13 protein-coding genes are annotated in these 19,019 nt (G+C 71.4%); 9 read left to right on the top strand and 4 right to left on the bottom strand.

Translation table 11 applies throughout. The features are described from left to right. The first annotated feature begins 101 nt into the window (after positions 1-101). The 3 genes from ACFVVO_RS28235 to nirD are packed head-to-tail and all read left to right on the top strand — an operon-like array spanning position 102 to position 4,365. Positions 102-1,409 carry an NAD(P)/FAD-dependent oxidoreductase gene (locus tag ACFVVO_RS28235; RefSeq protein WP_390058550.1) on the top strand — a complete coding sequence of 436 codons (1,308 nt, stop codon included), beginning with the start codon at positions 102-104 and terminating at the stop codon, positions 1,407-1,409. Next, positions 1,409-4,018, top strand: coding sequence for a nitrite reductase large subunit NirB (gene nirB, locus ACFVVO_RS28230; RefSeq protein WP_390058548.1), 2,610 nt, complete (start codon positions 1,409-1,411; stop codon positions 4,016-4,018). Before ACFVVO_RS28235 ends, nirB begins: the two co-directional genes overlap by 1 nt. Continuing rightward, complete coding sequence (gene nirD, locus ACFVVO_RS28225) at positions 4,015-4,365, top strand: nitrite reductase small subunit NirD (RefSeq protein ID WP_390058546.1); 351 nt, start codon at positions 4,015-4,017, stop codon at positions 4,363-4,365. Before nirB ends, nirD begins: the two co-directional genes overlap by 4 nt. Before the next feature lie 69 nt (positions 4,366-4,434). On the opposite strand, the gene ACFVVO_RS28220 is transcribed toward nirD, so the two are convergent. Beyond that, positions 4,435-5,358: an oxidoreductase gene (locus ACFVVO_RS28220; RefSeq protein WP_390058544.1), complete on the bottom strand. Its 924-nt coding sequence runs from the start codon at positions 5,356-5,358 to the stop codon at positions 4,435-4,437. 651 nt (positions 5,359-6,009) lie between these two features. Between ACFVVO_RS28220 and ACFVVO_RS28215 the strand changes: the two genes are divergently transcribed. From ACFVVO_RS28215 to ACFVVO_RS28205, 3 genes are all read left to right on the top strand, one after another. Continuing rightward, a complete protein-coding gene (locus ACFVVO_RS28215; RefSeq protein ID WP_390058542.1) occupies positions 6,010-6,627 on the top strand; it encodes a peptidoglycan-binding protein in 618 nt (205 codons plus the stop codon). 119 nt (positions 6,628-6,746) lie between these two features. Then, positions 6,747-6,908, top strand: coding sequence for a hypothetical protein (locus tag ACFVVO_RS28210; RefSeq protein ID WP_390058540.1), 162 nt, complete (start codon positions 6,747-6,749; stop codon positions 6,906-6,908). Then, entirely contained in the window at positions 6,905-7,693 is a 789-nt protein-coding gene (locus ACFVVO_RS28205) for a peptidoglycan-binding protein (protein WP_390058538.1), read from the top strand. Before ACFVVO_RS28210 ends, ACFVVO_RS28205 begins: the two co-directional genes overlap by 4 nt. Before the next feature lie 173 nt (positions 7,694-7,866). Here ACFVVO_RS28205 and ppdK read toward each other — a convergent pair whose 3' ends face one another. Both ppdK and ACFVVO_RS28195 read right to left on the bottom strand, forming a co-directional pair. Beyond that, positions 7,867-10,587 (bottom strand): pyruvate, phosphate dikinase, encoded by a 2,721-nt coding sequence (gene ppdK / locus ACFVVO_RS28200; protein WP_390058536.1) that lies wholly within the window; start codon positions 10,585-10,587, stop codon positions 7,867-7,869. Between the two features lie 395 nt (positions 10,588-10,982). Further along, positions 10,983-12,203: an ROK family protein gene (locus ACFVVO_RS28195; RefSeq protein ID WP_390058534.1), complete on the bottom strand. Its 1,221-nt coding sequence runs from the start codon at positions 12,201-12,203 to the stop codon at positions 10,983-10,985. A gap of 120 nt (positions 12,204-12,323) precedes the next feature. Here ACFVVO_RS28195 and ACFVVO_RS28190 point away from each other — a divergent pair, with 120 nt between their 5' ends. From ACFVVO_RS28190 to ACFVVO_RS28180, 3 genes are all read left to right on the top strand, one after another. After that, the gene (locus tag ACFVVO_RS28190) at positions 12,324-13,754 is read left to right on the top strand and encodes a hypothetical protein (protein ID WP_390058532.1); all 1,431 of its coding nucleotides are present in this window, start codon (positions 12,324-12,326) and stop codon (positions 13,752-13,754) included. Continuing rightward, entirely contained in the window at positions 13,751-15,688 is a 1,938-nt protein-coding gene (locus tag ACFVVO_RS28185) for a glycogen debranching N-terminal domain-containing protein (RefSeq protein ID WP_390058530.1), read from the top strand. Before ACFVVO_RS28190 ends, ACFVVO_RS28185 begins: the two co-directional genes overlap by 4 nt. A 559-nt stretch (positions 15,689-16,247) precedes the next feature. Then, the gene (locus ACFVVO_RS28180; protein ID WP_390058731.1) at positions 16,248-17,864 is read left to right on the top strand and encodes a sulfatase-like hydrolase/transferase; all 1,617 of its coding nucleotides are present in this window, start codon (positions 16,248-16,250) and stop codon (positions 17,862-17,864) included. Here ACFVVO_RS28180 and dusB read toward each other — a convergent pair whose 3' ends face one another. Beyond that, positions 17,865-19,007 (bottom strand): tRNA dihydrouridine synthase DusB, encoded by a 1,143-nt coding sequence (dusB, locus tag ACFVVO_RS28175; protein WP_390058529.1) that lies wholly within the window; start codon positions 19,005-19,007, stop codon positions 17,865-17,867. Between the last annotated feature and the right edge of the window lie 12 nt (positions 19,008-19,019).

The raw sequence follows: 19,019 nt of genomic DNA, 5'->3' as shown, positions 1-19,019 counted from the left end.
GGGACCCTCACACCCCCGCCCCGGCACCGCTGAGGGCAGCGTTCCCCGTGGGAAACAGGGGTGATGCCGACGGGTAACGTCGAAGCCGCACGCTGCGTTGCATGACCTCGAATACGCGTGTGGTGGTGATCGGCGCCGGCCTCGCGGGCGTACGGCTCGCCCGGCGGCTCGGTGAGCTGGGCACGCCCGCGCTGCTCGTCGGCGAGGAGGAGCACCGGCCCTACAACCGGGTGCTGCTCGCCGAGGTGCTGGCCGGGCGGTACGCCCCGGAGGTGATCGCCCTCCCCGCGCCCGGCGGGCTCCGGCGCGCCCGGGTCACCGGCATCGACCGCGCGGCCCGGCGGCTGCGGTGCGCCGACGGCTCGCTGATCGGATACGACACCCTGGTGCTGGCCACCGGCTCCAACCCGGTGCTGCCGCCGCTGCGCGGGCTGTTCATGGACAACTACCTCGCTTCGGCACACCGGGCAGGGGGTCCGGCCCGCTCCTCAGGCGGTGGGTCCGGAGGTTGCCCCCCGGAAGGGCAGAGCACCGCCGACCGCGGGCTTCCCGAGGGCGTCCACGCGTTCCGCACCATGGACGACTGCCTGGGCCTGTCCAAGGCGGTACGGCCGGGCGCGCGGGCGGTCGTCGTCGGCGGCGGGCTGCTCGGGGTGTCCGCGGCCCGTGCGCTGGCCGTGCGCGGCGCGCAGGTGGTGCTCGCCCAGCAGGCCGAGCGGCTCATGGAGCGCCAGCTCGACCCGAACGCCTCCCGGCTGGTGCTGCGGCATCTGACGGACCTGGGCGTCGAGGTGCACACCGAGTGCCGGGTGCGGGACGTGGCCTGCGTCGGCGGCGCGGTCCGCTCGGTGGAGATGGCCGACGGGTACGCCCTCGACGCCGACCTCGTGGTCCTCGCCTGCGGGGTCCACCCGCGCACCGGTCTGGCGGAGCAGGCCGGCCTCGCCGTCCGCAAGGGCGTCCTCGTCGACGACGAGCTGCGCACCTCCGACCCGCACATCCACGCCATCGGCGACTGCGCCGAGCACGACGGCACGGTCTACGGCCTCGCCACCCCGGCCCTGGAACAGGCCGAGGCGCTGGCCGCCCTGCTCGCCGGCGATGCCGGCGCCCACTACTCGGGGACCCGTTCGCTGACCCGGCTCACCCTGACCGGACCCGACTCCCCCTTCGACCTGGCCGCGTTCGGCGAGACCGAGGCCCGCCCCGGCGACGACGTGGTCCAGCTCGCCGACGCCACCCGGGGCACCTACCGCAAGGTCGTCGTCCGCGACGACCGCCTGGTCGGCGGGGTCCTGGTCGGCGAACTCGGCACCGTCGGCGCGCTCGCCCGCGCCTGGGAGGGAGCGGAGCCGCTCCCCGGTGACGGTCCCCTGCTTCACCTGCTCACCAACGATGGAGGCTCCTGATGACCGCCACCCTGGGGGCCACCCCCACGATCGTGCTCGTCGGCCACGGCATGGTCGGCCAGCGCTTCCTCGAAGCGCTCGCCGAGCGCGGCCTGACCGCCACGCACCGCGTGGTCGTGCTGTGCGAGGAGCCGCGTCCGGCGTACGACCGGGTGCAGCTCACCTCGTACTTCTCGGGCCGCACACCCGAGGAACTGTCCATGACCGACATGGAGTTCATCAAAGACCACGGCATCGAGCTGCATGTCGGCGACCCGGCGGAGACGGTCGACCGCGAGGCGCGGAAGGTGACCGCCCGCTCGGGTCTGGTCATCGGCTACGACGTCCTCGTCCTGGCCACCGGCTCCTACCCGTTCGTGCCGCCGGTGCCGAACAAGGACGCCGCCGGCTGTTTCGTCTACCGGACCATCGAGGACCTCCTCGCGATCGAGGAGTACGCGAGGACGAGGGCGACCACCGGCGCGGTGGTCGGCGGGGGTCTGCTCGGTCTGGAGGCGGCGGGCGCGCTCAAGGGCCTCGGACTCACCTCCCACATCGTGGAGTTCGCGCCGCGCCTGATGCCGGTGCAGGTGGACGAGGGCGGTGGCGCGGCGCTGCTGCGCACCATCGAGGGCATGGGCCTGAGTGTGCACACCGGTGTGGGCACGCAGGAGGTCCTCGTCGGCGAGGACGGCGCGGTCACCGGCATGAAGCTGTCGGACGGCTCCGAACTCGCCACCGACATGGTGGTGTTCTCCGCCGGTGTCCGCCCCCGCGACCAACTCGCCCGGGACTGCGGCCTGGCGGTCGGCGAGCGCGGCGGCATCACCGTCGACGATCAGTGCCGTACCGTCTCGGACCCGCTCGTGTTCGCGATCGGGGAGTGCGCGCAGGCGTCGGACGGCCGGGTGTACGGCCTGGTGGCCCCCGGCTACGAGCAGGCCGAGACCGTGGCGGCGACCATCGCCGAGAACGAGGCGTCCTTCACCGGCGCCGACCTGTCCACCAAGCTGAAGCTGCTCGGCGTGGACGTGGCCTCCTTCGGCGACGCGCACGGCACCGCCGAGGACTGCCTGGACGTCGTCTACTCCGACTCCCGCGCCGGCCTGTACAAGAAGCTGGTCATCGGCCGGGACGGCACGCTGCTCGGCGGCGTCCTGGTCGGCGACGCGGAGGCGTACGGCACCCTGCGGGCGCTGACCGGTTCGATTCCCCCCATCTCCCCCGAGTCGCTCGTCCTGCCCGCCGGAGCGGACTCGGGGGCTCAGCTCGGCCCGTCGGCCCTGCCGGACGAGGCGATCATCTGCTCCTGCCACAACGTCAGCAAGGGCACCATCCGCGGCGCGGTCACCGAGCACCGGTGCACCACCGTGCCCGAGGTGAAGAAGTGCACCAAGGCCGGTACCGGCTGCGGCAGTTGTGTGAAGGTGCTCGGGCAGCTCGTGGCCGCCGAGCTGGAGGCGTCCGGCGTCGAGGTCGACAAGGGCCTGTGCGGCTGCTTCGCCCAGACCCGCGAGGAGCTGTACGAGATCGTCCTCGCCCTGCGCCTCACCTCCTACCAGGAGCTGCTGGACCGGTACGGCCGCGAGGGCGCCCGAGGCGGCGACGGCTGCGAGGTGTGCAAGCCGGCGGTGGCCTCGGTCATCGCCTCGCTCGCCCCGGCGATCGGCGCGAGCGGCTATGTGCTGGACGGCGAACAGGCGGCCCTGCAGGACAGCAACGACCACTTCCTCGCCAACCTGCAGAAGAACGGTTCCTATTCGGTCGTGCCGCGCATCCCCGGCGGTGAGATCGCGCCCGAGAAGCTGATCGTGATCGGCGAGGTCGCCCGGGACTTCGGCCTCTACACGAAGATCACCGGCGGTCAGCGGATCGACATGTTCGGCGCCCGGGTGGAGCAGCTCCCGCTGATCTGGGCCCGTCTGGTGGACGCCGGCTTCGAGTCGGGCCACGCGTACGGCAAGTCGCTGCGCACGGTGAAGTCCTGCGTGGGGCAGACCTGGTGCCGCTACGGCGTGCAGGACTCGGTCCGGATGGCGATCGACCTGGAGCTGCGCTACCGGGGCCTGCGGTCCCCGCACAAGCTCAAGTCGGCCGTCTCGGGCTGTGCCCGGGAGTGCGCGGAGGCCCAGTCGAAGGACTTCGGCGTCATCGCCACGTCCAACGGCTGGAATCTGTACGTCGGCGGCAACGGCGGCGCCACCCCGCGCCACGCCGACCTGCTCGCGCAGGACCTGTCCGACGCCGAACTGGTGCGGCTGATCGACCGGTTCCTGATGTTCTACGTCCGTACCGCCGACCGCCTCGAGCGCACCTCCACCTGGCTGGAGCGGATCCCCGGCGGCCTGGACCACGTACGGGACGTGGTGGTGCACGACTCGCTCGGCATCTGCGACGACCTGGAGGCCCTGATGCGGGCCCATGTCGCGCACTACCGGGACGAGTGGGCCGAGACCATCGACGACCCCGAGAAGCTGGCCCGGTTCGTGTCCTTCGTGAACGCCCCGGACACCCCGGACCCGGTGGTCGCCTTCGTGCCCGAACGCGACCAGATGAAGCCCGACCTGCCGCTGCTGTCCATCGGCCTTCGACCGGCCGACGACGTTCTGGAAGGAAGCGCCCAGCGATGACCCTGGCACCCGAGACGACCGATCTGCTGGTACAGCTCCGGCTGGAGGACGGCTGGTTCACCGTCTGCGACCTGCACCGGCTGGTGCCCGGCCGAGGCATCGCCGCCCTGCTGCCGGACGGCCGCCAGGTCGCGGTGTTCCGGGACCGCGCGGACCGGCTGTACGGCATCGACAACCGCGACCCGTTCGGCGGCGCCGCCGTCCTCTCCCGCGGCCTGACCGGCACCCACCAGGGCCGCCCGTTCGTGGCCTCCCCGCTGCTGAAGCAGCGCTTCGACCTGGAGACCGGGCAGTGCCTGGACGACGAGTCGGTCCGGGTGACGGCGTACCGGGTGCGCAGCGCCTGAGGCGGCGGGCGGGAGGGTGGTGCCCGGGCCCTTCGGTGGCCCGGGCATCGCCGTCCCGTCGTCGGCCGGTCAGGTCCGCAGGGCGTCGTACGGCACACCCGTCAGCCGCACCGAGGCGTCCCAGAGCCGTCGCGCCGCCTCGTCGTTCAGGGTCCAGGGCGCGCGGCGGGAGGGTGCCGGGGAGCCGCGCCACATCGCGAAGGACGGCCCCCAGAACGAGTCGGGCCGTACGCCGGGCGCGGTCGCCGCGTACAGCGTGGGCAGCGCGCCCGCCTCCGCCGGCTGGGCGAAGATCCGGTTGCCCAGCTCCATCATCCGCTCGGCGCCCCGGCGCCCCTCGGCGCGCGGCCCGGCCGTCTGGAGGTTGGTGGCCGCGTACCCCGGGTGCGCGGCGGCCGCGACGGCGCCGGAGCCATGGGCGGCCAGCCGGCGGCACAGCTCGTGCGTGAAGAGCAGGTTGGCGGTCTTGGAGCGGGCGTAGGCGGTCCAGCGCCGGTAGTGCCGCTCGCTGTTGAGGTCGCGCGGGTCGATGTTGGCGAGGACGTGCATGAAGCTGGACACGGTGACGATCCGGGCGCCGGGGGTGGCCAGCAGGGCGGGCAGGAGCAGTCCGGTGAGCGCGAAGTGCCCGAGGTGGTTGGTCCCGAACTGCCTCTCGAACCCGTCGGCGGTCGTGCCGTACGGCACCGCCATCACGCCGGCGTTGTTCACGAGCAGGTCGAGCCGGTCGTACGGCAGCCCGGCCGTGAACTCCCGGACGGACGCCAGGTCCCCGAGGTCCAGCCGGCCGAGCTCCACCCGGGCGCCCGGCACCTCGCCCCGCAGCCGCTCGACGGCGTCCCTGCCCCGCGTCTCGTCGCGGCAGGCGAGCACCACCCGGGCCCCCTTGCGGGCCAGCTCGCGCGCGGTGACGTAACCGAGCCCGCTGTTGGCGCCGGTGACCACGGCGGTGCGTCCGCTCTGGTCGGGGATGTCCTGCGCGGTCCAGCCCATGCGGGCCCCTCCTCACGGCACAGGGTGGACGGGCCGACGGCTCGGCCCGGAACCTGGCGGGTCCAGCGTAGGCGCCGGGGACACGGTTCCCGCGGCGACATGGCGGCCGGAACGCGGCGGAGGGGCGGCACCCCCGCACAGGGTGTAAGAACAGCAACCTGAGCTGGGAACCTTCCAACTGCCGCCTCTCCCAGGGCACCTTCAGCGCGGCTTCCCTCATGCCGGCAGTCAGGCCTTCTTGATCAAAAGTGAGGTGTAGAGGGCTCGGCAGCTTTCCCGTCCTCCAAGCGGGTCGATCTCCCAATGGAAGACCTCCGGGCAGATTCAGCCCTCCGCGCTCTGTTTGCGCGACCCCTGGCATTGTCATATGGTGGCAATAAGTGACCTTTTCACGCCTCGTAAAGCCGCCCCGTACTCCGCGGAGGCGCGGTTGAGAGGATCCGTGATCTCCTATGTGTATGCGTGTCAATTAGGGAAGCTCGCGGCGGAATTTCATCCCTTAACCCGCAGGCACAGTTATCACATTTCGGCAATATCTCCTCCCGGTTCGAATTCCGGGCAGTTCCCGGTTCCTCGATCCCACCGTGATGCGCTATGTGGGCATGACTTCTGATCAAAAGTCTGATCAACAAGTTGGAGGGGCGTCGAAAAATGACCATGAGCCTGACCGAGCTGCGCACCCTCGCCAAACAGGCCGGGTTCACCGACAATGACATCGAAATCGCGGCGGCCGTCGCCATGGCAGAGTCCAAAGGAGACCCAGGCATCATCGGAGACCAGGGTCTGGTCGACCACAAGTGGGGGCCGTCCATTGGTCTCTTCCAGATACGCTCCCTCAAGCATCCAGGGCAGTTCTCCCCACCGGACACGCTCAGGATTGAGGGAAAGCTCAAGGACCCGCTCTACAACGCCAAGACGGCAAAGGCCATCAAGGACGCACACAACTGGAACCAATGGTCCACGTTCGTGAGCGGGGCCTACAAGAAGTACATGGATGGCGGGCCCGTCGGCCCCACCAACTTCGAACCGTTCCCTGGGGCGTCGTTCTTCCACACCGGTCGGAAATCGCCGATCATCGCCGCAATGCACCGTCGGCTCGTCGCCGAAGGCTGCGACCGGTACCAGTCGAGCGCCAACACCGACGTCTGGGGCCCGGGCGATGTGAAGTCCTACGCCGCCTTTCAGCGAAAGCTCGGCCTCGCAGGTGACGATGCCAACGGCATCCCCGGCAAGACCAGCTGGGACAAGCTGCAGGTCCCCAACGTCTAGAGGTCGAGGCCATGGCGTCGCAGAAGCGAGTGGAGGAGCGGCGACGCGAGAATTCCTCCCCGGTCGCTCGTCGAACGTGAACCAGCGACGCGAATCTGTGGAACTCAAAGGACAGCGTCATGCCCGAGAAGAACTTCGACGACGAGGACGTGAAGGCGGCCCTCGAGAAGACCGATACCGGCGATGGACCCGGAACCGACAACCTCGACGGCCTTCCGGAGAGCGACTTCGTCGCTTTCGCCGAGGACGACGTCGAGAACGACGCGGAGGACTCCAAGTGACCGCCACCATCGCTTACGACCGTGCCGTCTCGAACCTCATCGACGAGCTCAGCGCGACGGGCCACGTCACCCACAAGTCCTACAGGAAGACGTCGGTCACGCTGCACCACAACGGCGCCCGGCTTTCTCACCTGGGTGTGCTCAACGTCTGGAAGACGCGTCCGGCTTCGGCCCACTTCGACGTGGACGCCGCCGGTGCCGTCGCTCAGTACGTCAAGGTGAACGAGTACGCCTGGGCCGTCGGCGACACGGCCGGCAACCAGAGCACCATCAGCATCGAAATGGCGAACGATACGCTCGCGCCCGGCTGGACGATCACCGAGGCCACCTGGAAGAACGCCGCACGTCTCGCCGGCTGGCACTTCGCCAAGGTGATCGGCGAACGCCCCAGCAGGAACAACCTCTTCTACCACCATCACTGGTCCTCGACCGCCTGCGCCGGCCCGCACATGGACAAGATCTACGACAAGGTCCTCGCGGCGGCTCAGGAGGCGTACGACCACTTCAAGGATTCACACCCCGCCCCCGGGCCGCACACCGAGCCGTTCCCGGGTGCGTCGTTCTTCCACACCGGACGGAAATCGCCGATCATCGCCGCAATGCACCGTCGGCTCGTCGCCGAAGGCTGCAACCGGTACCAGTCGAGCGCCGACACCGACGTCTGGGGCCCGGGCGATGTGAAGTCCTACGCCGCCTGGCAGCGGAAGCTCGGCCTCGCAGGTGACGATGCCAACGGCATCCCCGGCAAGACCAGCTGGGACAAGCTGCAGGTCCCCAACGTCTGACCGTCCTCGCTGATGGATGCATCGAGCAGCAGTCCGGGAGGCACCGGGTCAGAGTTCATACACGGAGAGGCGGCACCCCCCGCACAGGGTGCCGCCCCTCCTTGGTGCGCCGGAGCCGCCGCCGATCGGTCTTGAGGGTCGGGGACCGACGACGGCTCCGGGGCCGGTGGGGGTCAGCGGTGGTCGCTGCCCGCCGACTGGGTGGCCGCCCGGCCCGCCTCCAGGCGGGCGACCGGGATGCGGAACGGGGAGCAGGAGACGTAGTCCAGGCCGACCTCGTGGAAGAAGTGGACCGACTCCGGGTCGCCGCCGTGCTCGCCGCAGACGCCGAGCTTGAGGTCGGGCCGGGTGGCCCGGCCGGCCTGGGCGGCCGCCTTCACCAGGGAGCCGACGCCGTCCCTGTCGATCGTCTCGAACGGGCTGACGCCGAAGATGCCCTTCTCCAGGTAGGCCGTGAAGAAGCTCGCCTCCACGTCGTCCCGGGAGAAGCCCCACACCGTCTGCGTCAGGTCGTTGGTGCCGAAGGAGAAGAACTCGGCGGCCTCGGCGATCTGGCCGGCGGTCAGCGCGGCGCGCGGCAGCTCGATCATCGTGCCGATGGCCAGCTTCAGGCGAACGTCCGTCCTCGCCTCCACCTCCGCGATGACCTGGTCGGCCTCGTCGCGGACGATCTCCAGCTCCTGGACCGTGCCGACCAGCGGGATCATGATCTCGGCGCGCGGGTCGCCCTTGGCCGCCTTGCGCTCGGCCGCGGCCTCGGCGATGGCGCGGACCTGCATGGTGAACAGGCCGGGGATGACCAGGCCGAGACGGACACCGCGCAGACCGAGCATCGGGTTCTGCTCGTGCAGGCGGTGGACCGCCTGGAGCAGGCGCAGCAGGTTCTCGTGCGGCTCCTGACGGGCCTCGGCGAGGGCGACGCGGACGGAGAGTTCCGTGATGTCGGGCAGGAACTCGTGCAGCGGCGGGTCGAGCAGGCGGATGGTGACCGGCAGGCCGTCCATCGCCTCGAACAGCTCGACGAAGTCCTTCTTCTGCAGTGGCAGCAGCTGCTTCAGGGACTCCTCGCGCTCCTCCTCGGTGTCGGCGAGGATCAGGCGCTCCACCAGTTCCCGGCGGTCGCCGAGGAACATGTGCTCGGTGCGGCACAGGCCGATGCCCTGGGCGCCGAAGCGGCGGGCGCGCAGCGCGTCCTCGGCGTTGTCGGCGTTGGCGCGCACCCGCAGCCGGCGCTTGCGGTCGGCGAAGGCCATCATGCGGTGCACGGCCTCGACCAGCTCGTCGGCGTCGTCGGCGCCCGGGTGCATCCGGCCCTCGAAGTACTCCACGACCGGGGAGGGGACCACCGGGACCTCGCCCAGGTAGACCTTGCCGGAGGAGCCGTCGATGGAGATGACGTCGCCCTCCTCGACGACGTGGCCGCCCGGCACCGTCATCCGGCGGCGCTTGGTGTCGACCTCCAGCTCCTCGGCGCCGCAGACACAGGTCTTGCCCATGCCGCGCGCGACCACGGCCGCGTGGGAGGTCTTGCCGCCGCGCGAGGTCAGGATGCCCTCGGCGGCGATCATGCCGTCCAGGTCGTCGGGGTTGGTCTCCCGGCGGACCAGGATGACCTTCTCGCCCGAGCGGGACCACTTGACGGCGGTGTAGGAGTCGAAGACCGCCTTGCCGACCGCGGCGCCCGGCGAGGCCGCGATGCCCCGGCCGACCTTCTCGACCTTGGCGGACTCGTCGAAGCGCGGGAACATGAGCTGGGCGAGCTGGGCGCCGCTGACGCGCTGCAGCGCCTCGGTCTCGTCGATCAGGCCCTGGTCCACGAGCTGGGTCGCGATCCGGAAGGCGGCACCGGCGGTGCGCTTGCCGACGCGGGTCTGCAGCATCCAGAGCTGGCCGCGCTCGATGGTGAACTCGATGTCGCAGAGATCCTTGTAGTGGTTCTCCAGGGTCTCCATGATCTGCATGAGCTGGTCGTACGACTTCTTGTCGATGTTCTCCAGCTCCGCGAGCGGGACCGTGTTGCGGATGCCCGCCACGACGTCCTCGCCCTGGGCGTTCTGCAGGTAGTCGCCGTAGACGCCCTGGTGGCCGGAGGCGGGGTCGCGGGTGAAGGCGACGCCGGTGCCGGAGTCGGGGCCGAGGTTGCCGAAGACCATGGAGCAGATGTTGACGGCGGTGCCCAGGTCGTGCGGGATGCGCTCCTGACGGCGGTACAGCTTGGCGCGGTCGCCGTTCCAGGAGTCGAAGACCGCCTTGATGGCGAGGTCCATCTGCTCGCGCGGGTCCTGCGGGAAGTCCCGCCCGGCCTCGGTCTTAACGATCTTCTTGAACTTGGTGACGAGCTTCTTGAGGTCGGCCGCCTCGAGGTCGGTGTCGACGGTGACCTTCTTGGCCGCCTTGGCGGCGTCGAGCGCCTCCTCGAACAGCTCGCCGTCGACGCCGAGGACGGTCTTGCCGAACATCTGGATGAGACGGCGGTAGGAGTCCCAGGCGAAGCGGTCGTCGCCGGCCTGCTTGGCCAGGCCCTGCACCGACTTGTCGGAGAGACCGATGTTCAGGACGGTGTCCATCATGCCCGGCATGGAGAACTTGGCGCCGGAGCGGACGGAGACCAGCAGGGGGTCGTCGGCCTGGCCGAGCTTCTTGCCCATCTTCTGCTCGAGGGCGTCGAGGTGCGCACTCACCTCGTCACGCAGTGCCACGGGCTCCGAGCCACTGTCGAGGTAGACCTTGCAGGCCTCGGTGGTGATCGTGAACCCGGGAGGGACCGGGAGGCCCAGGTTCGTCATCTCGGCGAGGTTGGCACCCTTGCCGCCGAGGAGATCCTTGAGGTCCTTGTTGCCCTCGGTGAAGTCGTAAACGAACTTCGTTACGTGGGGTTCTTTGTGTTCCGACACGGGTCTCGACTCCTTGAGGCCGCGGTGGCTGCCCTGACGGCGAGGAACATACCCAGATCGAAGGCCCCTGGGTACGTCCACTTGTGCGTCATGCGCCCGTAACCACGCGTCCGCCAGTGGATTGAAAGTCAAGGCTTGGCAAGTGGAGACGCCTCGATGTTTTCACTTCTTGAACGCATCCATGCCCACAGGGGCGGTTATTCGCTCATGTGAGCAGCTCCTGGCACGTTTGATTTCGATCGATGAACGATCAAAGGGTGGCACCCAGTGCCACCCTTTGGAGAAGTGCAGTCGCTCCCGAACCGCTCATCTGAGCGCAGCCCTTATCAAGGGTGGCGAGAATCACGCTGTCACACAGAGCCGGATTTCACCATGCGGACGCCGAAACGCCCGGTTCACACGCCGAGCGCGATGAGCCGTTCCTCCACCCGCTGCGGCGCGTAGAGGTGCTCCACGACCAGCGCACCCGCGCCGACCAGCGCGGCCCGCTCGCCCAGCCGGGACGTCACGACGTCCAGGTGGGCGGTGGAGCGGGGCAGCGCCCGCTGGTAGAGCAGCTCGCGCACGCCGGTGAGGAAGGGGGTTCCGGCCAGATCCCCGGCGATCATCAGCACGCCGGGATTGAGGAGGGTCACGACCGTCGCCAGCACGTCGCCCACCCGTCGCCCCGCCTCCCGGGCCAGCGCGGCCGCCTCCGGGTGCCCGGCGGCCAGCAGGTCCCGTACGTCCGAGCCGGAGGCGGCCGGCACCCCGGCCTCCGTCAGCCGCCGGGCCACGGCGCCGCCGCTGGCGACGGCGGCGAGACAGCCGTACGAACCGCACCGGCACAGCGCCTCCGCGCCCACCCGGATGTGCCCGATGTCGCCCGCGCCGCCGTCCACGCCCCGGTAGATCGAGCCGTCGACCACGACACCGGCGCCGATGCCGGTGGACACCTTGACCAGCACGAAGGCCGCGCAGCTGGGGTGCCCGGTGCGCTGTTCGCCGTACGCCATGAGGTTGGCGTCGTTGTCCACCAGGACCGGGACCGCGGGGGCGCCGGTGTGCTCGGTGAAGGCGCGGGAGAGGCGGCCTCTTATGTCGTAGCCGTCCCAGCCGGACATGATCGGCGGCTGCACCACCCGGCCGCTGTCGCGGTCCACCGGCCCGGGCACCGCGAGCCCGATGCCGCAGACCTCCTCCGCCCGGTGCCCCGCCTTCACCAGCGACTCGGCGAACCAGCGGCCGAGTTCGCCGAGCACCGCCTCGGGGCCGTCCTCGATCACCAGGGTGCCGGAGTGCTCGGCGAGGATCTCGCCGGTCAGGGTGAGGACGGCGGCCCGGGCGTGCCGGGTGTCGAGATCGGCGGCGAGGACCACGGCGTGGGAGTCGTCGAACTCCAGGGTGATGGAGGGGCGTCCGCCGAGCGGCGAGCCGACCGGACCGCCGGCGCCCTCGCGCAGCCAGCCGGCCCGGAACAGCCGGTCGAGGCGCAGGCCGACGGTGGCGCGGGACAGTCCGGTGGCCTGCTGGAGCGCGCCGCGTGTCACGGCCCGCCCACTGCGCACCAGTTCGAGCAGATCGCCGGCGCTCGCCTGACTTCCGCTCTTCCCGGTCCTGCCCGGCCGTCCGGTCATACGCACCCCCTTGTGTTTCCCAAGCCTGCATTACATATTGAGTTTTGCGTGTTAAATAGACGTAACCCTGCGGTAGCCATAGCCAAACCCGGTCGGCCGGACGTCTTCGGGGAGCCCCGAGTGGATCGCACTGCCCAGCTCACTGCCCGTCTCCCGGAGCGGGAGTTCGCATACGATCCGCCGGCGTCGGCGTCGTCCCTGCACGCCGGGGCCGCCCGGGTGCTGGAAGAGAACTGGACGGGCACGTCGACGGTCCCCTCCCGCAGCCTGTATCCGCACCAGTGGTCGTGGGACTCGGCGTTCATCGCGATCGGGCTGCGCCATCTGTCGCCGTTACGGGCGCAGACGGAGCTGGAGACGCTGCTGGCGGCCCAGTGGGGCGACGGGCGCGTCCCGCACATCGTCTTCAACCCCTCCGTACCCCTCGACGCGTACTTCCCGAGCCCCGACTTCTGGCGCTCCTCGACCGCTGGGCGCGCCGCCGGCGCCCCGCGCACCGTACAGACGTCCGGCATCGTGCAGCCACCGGTGCACGCGCTAGCGGCCTGGCTGGTGCACCGCGCCGATCCGGGCCTGTCTCGGGCGCGCGGCTTCCTGGCCCGGGTGTACCCCCGGCTGGCCGCCTGGCACCGGTATCTGCTGCACCGGCGGGACCTGGGCGGGGGCGGGCTGGTCTCCGTCGTGCATCCCTGGGAACAGGGTATGGACAACAGTCCCTGCTGGGACGCCCCGCTCTCCCGGGTCACCCCGGCCCCGGCCCGCTCCTTCCGCCGCGCCGACCTCGACCACGGCGCCCCGGAGGACCGGCCGACGGATCTGGACTACGGGCGGTACGTGCGGCTGGCGGCGGACTACCGCGACGGTGGGTACGCGGACGGCGGCGGGGAGTTCGCGGTCGAGGACCCGGCGTTCAACGCGCTGCTGATCGCCTCCGAGCAGGCGCTGGCGCGGATCGCCGGGGAACTGGGGGCGGCCGGCACCGCCCGGCACGCACGCGCCGAGCGGTTGACGGCGGCCCTGGTGGAGCGGCTGTGGGATCCGGCGAGCGGCCTGTTCCGCTGCCTGGACCTGCGGGGCGGGGGCCACATCCCCGAGCGGAGCGTCTCCGGTCTCGTCCCGCTGCTGCTGCCGGGTCTGCCCCGGGAGACCGCGGGCGCGCTCGTCCGCACCCTGTGCGGACCGCACTTCGGGCTGGGCACGAGCACCGAGCTGGTCCCGAGCTACGACCTCCTCGGCGAGGCCTTCGACGGGCACCGGTACTGGCGCGGCCCGGCGTGGTTCAACACGAGCTGGCTGCTGGAGCGGGGCCTGCGCGCCCACGGCCACCGGGAGCGGGCCGACGCGCTGCGCGCGGCGGTGCTGCGCCTGGCACAGGCCGGCGGCTTCGCCGAGTACGTAGATCCGCACACCGGCGAGGCCTGCGGCACGACCGATTTCGCCTGGACGGCCGCACTCGCGCTGGACCTGCTGCACCGGGGCCCGGGGGGCGACGGCGCGGCCGGGGCCGGGGACACGGCCGACATGAGGGACGACGGAGGGGACCGGGGATGACGGATCGGCAGCATCTGCTTGTGCACGGGGCGACGTTCGCCGCCGTGGGCGACCGGGGTGACATCAGCGGGGTGCGCGGCGGCAGCGCCCCGGACGGCTTGTTCGTACGCGACGCCCGGCACCTCAGCCGATGGCAGCTCACCGTCGACGGCGCGGTGCCCGAGGTGCTCGCCCCGGTCACGGACGGCGACGCGGCCCGCTGTGTGCTGGTGCCGCGCGGCGGCCGGCAGGAGCCGCCCGCCTGCACCCTGTTCCGGGAGCAGGCGGTCGGCGACAGCTCGTTCGTGGAGTTACTGCGGGTGACCGGCAACCGCCCGGTGCCCACCACGGTCCGCCTCGCCATCACCGTCGACGCCGACTTCACCGACCAGTTCGAGCTCCGTTCCGACCACCGCACCTACGCCAAGGCCGGCGCCGTGCGCTCCCGCGTGGTGCTGGACGACGGGATCGAGTTCACCTACCGGCGTGCCGAGTGGCACTCCGTCACGACCATCACGGCCGACCCCGCCCCGGACGCCGTCGAGGAGACCGGCACCGGCGCCCGCCGCCTGGTGTGGAATCTCGACCTGGAGCCCCACGGCACCGCCGAACTGGTGCTGCGCGTGATGGCCCGCCCGCACGGCGACCGGCGTGCTCTGCGCGTGCCCCGCTCCCCCGCCTCGGTGAACGAGCAACTCGTCGCGGCGGAGGGCCGGTTCGTGGAGGGCGTGGCCTTCCCGACCGGCTGGCCGGAGCTGGCGGCGGCCTGTGCCCGGGGCCTCGCCGACCTGGCCGCGCTGCAGGTCCCGGCGACCGGACCGGACGGCGAGGAACTGCGGGTGCCGGCGGCGGGCGCCCCCTGGTTCCTCACCCTGCTCGGCCGCGACGCCCTGCTCACCTCCCTGTTCACGCTGCCGTACCACCCGCGGCCGGCCGCCGCCACGCTGCTCGCGCTGGCCGCGGCCCAGGCGACCGGCGCCGGCGCGTCCTCGGTCGCCCAGCCCGGCAAGATCGTGCACGAGGTACGGCACGGGGAGCTGGCGCACTTCGGGCAGGTGCCGTTCGGCCGGTACTACGGCTCGGTCGACGCCACCCCGCTGTTCCTCGTCCTGCTCGGGGCGTACACCGAGGGGACCGGCGACACCGCCCTGGCCCGGCGCCTGGAGCCGCACGCCCGCGCGGCGATCGGCTGGATGCTGGACCACGGCGGGCTGACCTCGCGCGGCTATCTCGTCTACCGCGCCGACGAGGGCGGCCTCGCCAACCAGAACTGGAAGGACTCCCCCGGCGCGATCTGCTGGGCCGACGGCACCCGGCCCACCGGGGCGGTGATGGCGGCGGGCGCCCAGGGCTACGCGTACGACGCGCTGCGCCGCACCGCATGGGTGGCGCGCACGGTGTGGGGCGACGAGACGTACGCCGCCCTGCTGGAGCAGGCCGCCGCCGATCTGCGGGACCGCTTCCAGCGGGACTTCTGGATGCGCGAGCCCTCCTTCCCGGCGCTGGCACTGGACGGCACCGGCCGCCAGGTAGACGCGCTGGCCTCGGACGCCGGACATCTGCTGTGGTCGGGGCTGCTGGACAAGGAGTACGGGGAGGCCGTCGGACGGCGTCTGCTGGAAGCGGACTTCTTCTCCGGCTGGGGCGTCCGCACGCTCGCCTCGGGCCAGCCGGCGTACCACCCGCTCTCATATCACCGCGGCTCGGTCTGGCCGCACGACAACGCGCTGATCACCCTGGGCCTCGCCCGCTACGGCCTGCACGACGAGGCCCGTACGGTGGCGCACGCGCTGGTCGACGCGGCGACGGCCACCGGGCACCGGCTTCCGGAGGTGCTGGCGGGCTACGGCCGCGACACCCACCCGGAGCCGGTCCCCTACCCGCACGCGTGCGTCCGCGAATCCCGCTCGGCGGCGGCCCCGCTCGCCCTGCTCACGGCGGTCGGCGGGGCGTAGCACTCCGTGCGGACGGAGATCCGCGCCGTGGCGGTTGCCCTGGTCAGTGCACCGCGGACCGTCGGTGGCTGATCGCGCGGTTCCCCGCGCCCCTGCCGGGCGCGGCAGTTTGCCCGGTGTTTGCCCAGTGCCGTGAACAGGGGCGGGCGAGCGCCCGTACGACATGGACGGCGGGCCAGGCGGGCCGGGGTTGCTTCGGCCCTGCCCATCCTCCCAGCGTGGCCCGCCGCCTCCGTCACGGGTCTCGCACGGAAGGACCTCCGGGTTGCCTCAGCACACGAGTACGCGCCAGTCACCGGATACGGCCGGAGGAAACGAGGCCGTCCTCGACGAACAGGAGCAACGGGAGGAGACCGAGCAGGCCGATCGAGCCGAGCAGGCCGAGCAGGCCGAGCAGGCGGATCGACCCGGGCAAGCCGATCAGGCCGAGCAGGACCAGACCGCCGACGAGCCCCCCGCCCCCGAGGTGCCCAACCCCGTCCGCCGGGTCCGGGCCGCCTGGTCCGCCCGTGCCGGGCGCTGGCGGCAGGCGCATCCGGCGGCCGCTCAGGGGCTGTCCGTGACCGTCACCGTGCTGGCCGCCGCCCTGGTCGTCGCCGCGCTGGTGCTGCCGAACACCGTGGTCGGGCTCGGGCCCGCCAAGTTCACGCGGATACCGGGCGAGGCGGTCATCGGGGCCGCCGTGCTGCTCGCGCTGCCGCGCCGCCCGCGTGTGGTGCTGGCCGCCGTGGCCGGCGTCGCGCTGGCCGCCATGACCGTGCTGAACCTGCTCGACATGGGGTTCAACCAGTACCTGGGCCGTCCCTTCAACCCCGTCCTGGACTGGACCCTGCTCGGCGACGCGCAGTCGTACCTGGAGGACTCGCTCGGCCGCACGGCCACCCTGGCCGCCACCACCGGCGTGCTCGTCCTCGTGCTGCTGCTGGCCGTCCTGCTGGCCCTGGCCACCGTCCGGCTGGGCAACCTGCTCGCCCGGCACAGCGCGGCCGCGACCCGCGGCACCATGGTCGCGGGCGTCGTCTGGATCACCTGCTCCGCCCTCGGCCTGCAGATATCCGGTGTGCCGGTCGCCTCCGACCGCACCACCACCGCGCTGAAGGTCGAGTCCCGCCGGGTCTCGGACACCCTCAAGGACGAGGCGCAGTTCCAGAAGGTCGCCGGCGAGGACCGCTTCGGCAACACCCCGGGCAGCCAGCTCGTGCCCGACCTGCGCGGCAAGGACATGGTCTTCACGTTCATCGAGAGCTACGGCCGCAGCGCCATCGAGGACCCGGTCATCGCCCCGGGCGTCGACACCACCCTGGACGCCCGCACCAAGGCCCTCGCCAAGGCCGGGTTCCACGCCAGGAGCGGCTGGCTGACCTCCGCGACCTACGGCGGCAGCAGCTGGCTCGGCCACTCCACCACCATGTCGGGCCTGTGGGTCAGCAACCAGCAGCGCTACCGCACGGTCATGGCGAGCGACCACCTCAGTCTGACCGAGGCCTTCAAGAAGACCGGCGCCTTCGACACCGTCGGCGTCATGCCGGGCGTGCAGAAGGGCTGGCCCGAGCAGAAGTGGTACGGCCTCGACAAGGTCTACAACGCCTTCCAGCTCGGCTACCGGGGCCCGAAGTTCAGCTGGTCGACGATGCCCGACCAGTACGCGCTCCAGCAGTACGAGGAGCGGGTGCACAGCAAGCGCCCGGCCGACGGGAAGTCGCGGATGTCACTGCTCATCCTGACCTCCAGCCACCAGCCCTGGGCACCGGTGCCGAAGATGGTCGACTGGGACGAGCTGGGCGACGGCGCGGGGTTCAAGGACATGGAGGCCGCGGGCAACAGGCCGGCCGACATCATCGCCGACACCACCAAGTCGCGTGAGCAGTACGGCAAGTCGATCCAGTACTCGGTGACGGCGCTGACCGAGTGGCTGGAGCGCCACGGCACCGACGACACCGTGCTCGTCTTCCTCGGCGACCACCAGCCGATCGCCCGGGTCAGCGGCAACCACGCCAGCCGCGACGTGCCCGTCTCGATCGTGGCCAAGGACCCGAAGGTGCTGGACCGGATCGCCGACTGGCACTGGACGGACGGCCTGCGCCCCGCCCACGACGCCCCGGTGTGGCGGATGAGCTCCTTCCGCGACCGCTTCCTGACGGCGTACGGCTCGGTCCCGCACCCGAAGAAGGGCTGATCAGCCGCCGGAGGTGTCCAGCTCCGCGTCCTCGCCGACACCCGCGCAGTCGTACGGGTCCTTCAGCCAGCCGTCCGGCAGCACCACACGGTTGTTGCCGGACGTACGGCCGCGGGGCCCGTCGGCGCCGGTGGGCCAGGGCTGGTCGAGGTCCAGCTCGTCGAGACCGGCCCGCAGTTCCTGGAGCGAGGAGGTGATCGCGAGCCGCTTGCGCATCTCGGAGCCGACCGCGAAGCCCTTCAGGTACCATGCGACGTGCTTGCGGAAGTCGACGACGCCCTTGGACTCGTCGCCGATCCACTCGCCCAGCAGGGTGGCGTGCCGGACCATGACGTCGGCGACCTCGCGCAGGGAAGGCCGCGCGACGGCGTCGGTACGGCCCTCGAAGGCGGCCACCAGGTCGGCGAACAGCCACGGCCGGCCGAGGCAGCCGCGGCCCACGACCACTCCGTCGCAGCCGGTCTCGCGCACCATGCGCAGCGCGTCCCCGGCCGACCAGATGTCGCCGTTGCCGAGCACCGGGATCTCCGGGACGTGCTCCTTCAGGCGGGCGATGGCCTCCCAGTCGGCGGTGCCGCCGTAGTGCTGGGCGGCCGTGCGGCCGTGCAGCGCGATCGCCGTGACGCCCTCCTCGACGGCGATGCGGCCGGCGTCGAGGTAGGTGATGTGGTCGTCGTCGATGCCCTTGCGCATCTTCATCGTGACGGGGAGGTCGCCGGCGCCGGAGACCGCTTCGCGCAGGATGGCCCGCAGCAGGTTCCGCTTGTAGGGCAGTGCGGATCCGCCGCCCTTCCGGGTCACCTTCGGGACCGGGCAGCCGAAGTTCAGGTCGATGTGGTCGGCCAGGTCCTCCTCCGCGATCATGCGGACGGCCTTGCCGACGGTCGCCGGGTCCACGCCGTACAGCTGGATCGAGCGCGGCTTCTCGGTCGCGTCGAAGTGGATCAGCTGCATGGTCTTCTCGTTGCGCTCGACCAGCGCCCGGGTCGTGATCATCTCGCTCACGAACAGGCCCTTGCCACCGCTGAACTCTCTGCAGAGCGTGCGGAAGGGAGCGTTGGTGATACCGGCCATGGGGGCCAGGACCACCGGCGGCCGGACGGGGTGCGGGCCGATCTGGAGGGGGGACTCGGGCGTGGGCATTCCCCCATTGTC

Source organism: Streptomyces sp. NPDC058145, from assembly GCF_042884245.1.
GTDB lineage: Bacteria > Actinomycetota > Actinomycetes > Streptomycetales > Streptomycetaceae > Streptomyces.
This window is presented reverse-complemented; position numbering and strand designations above follow the sequence as displayed.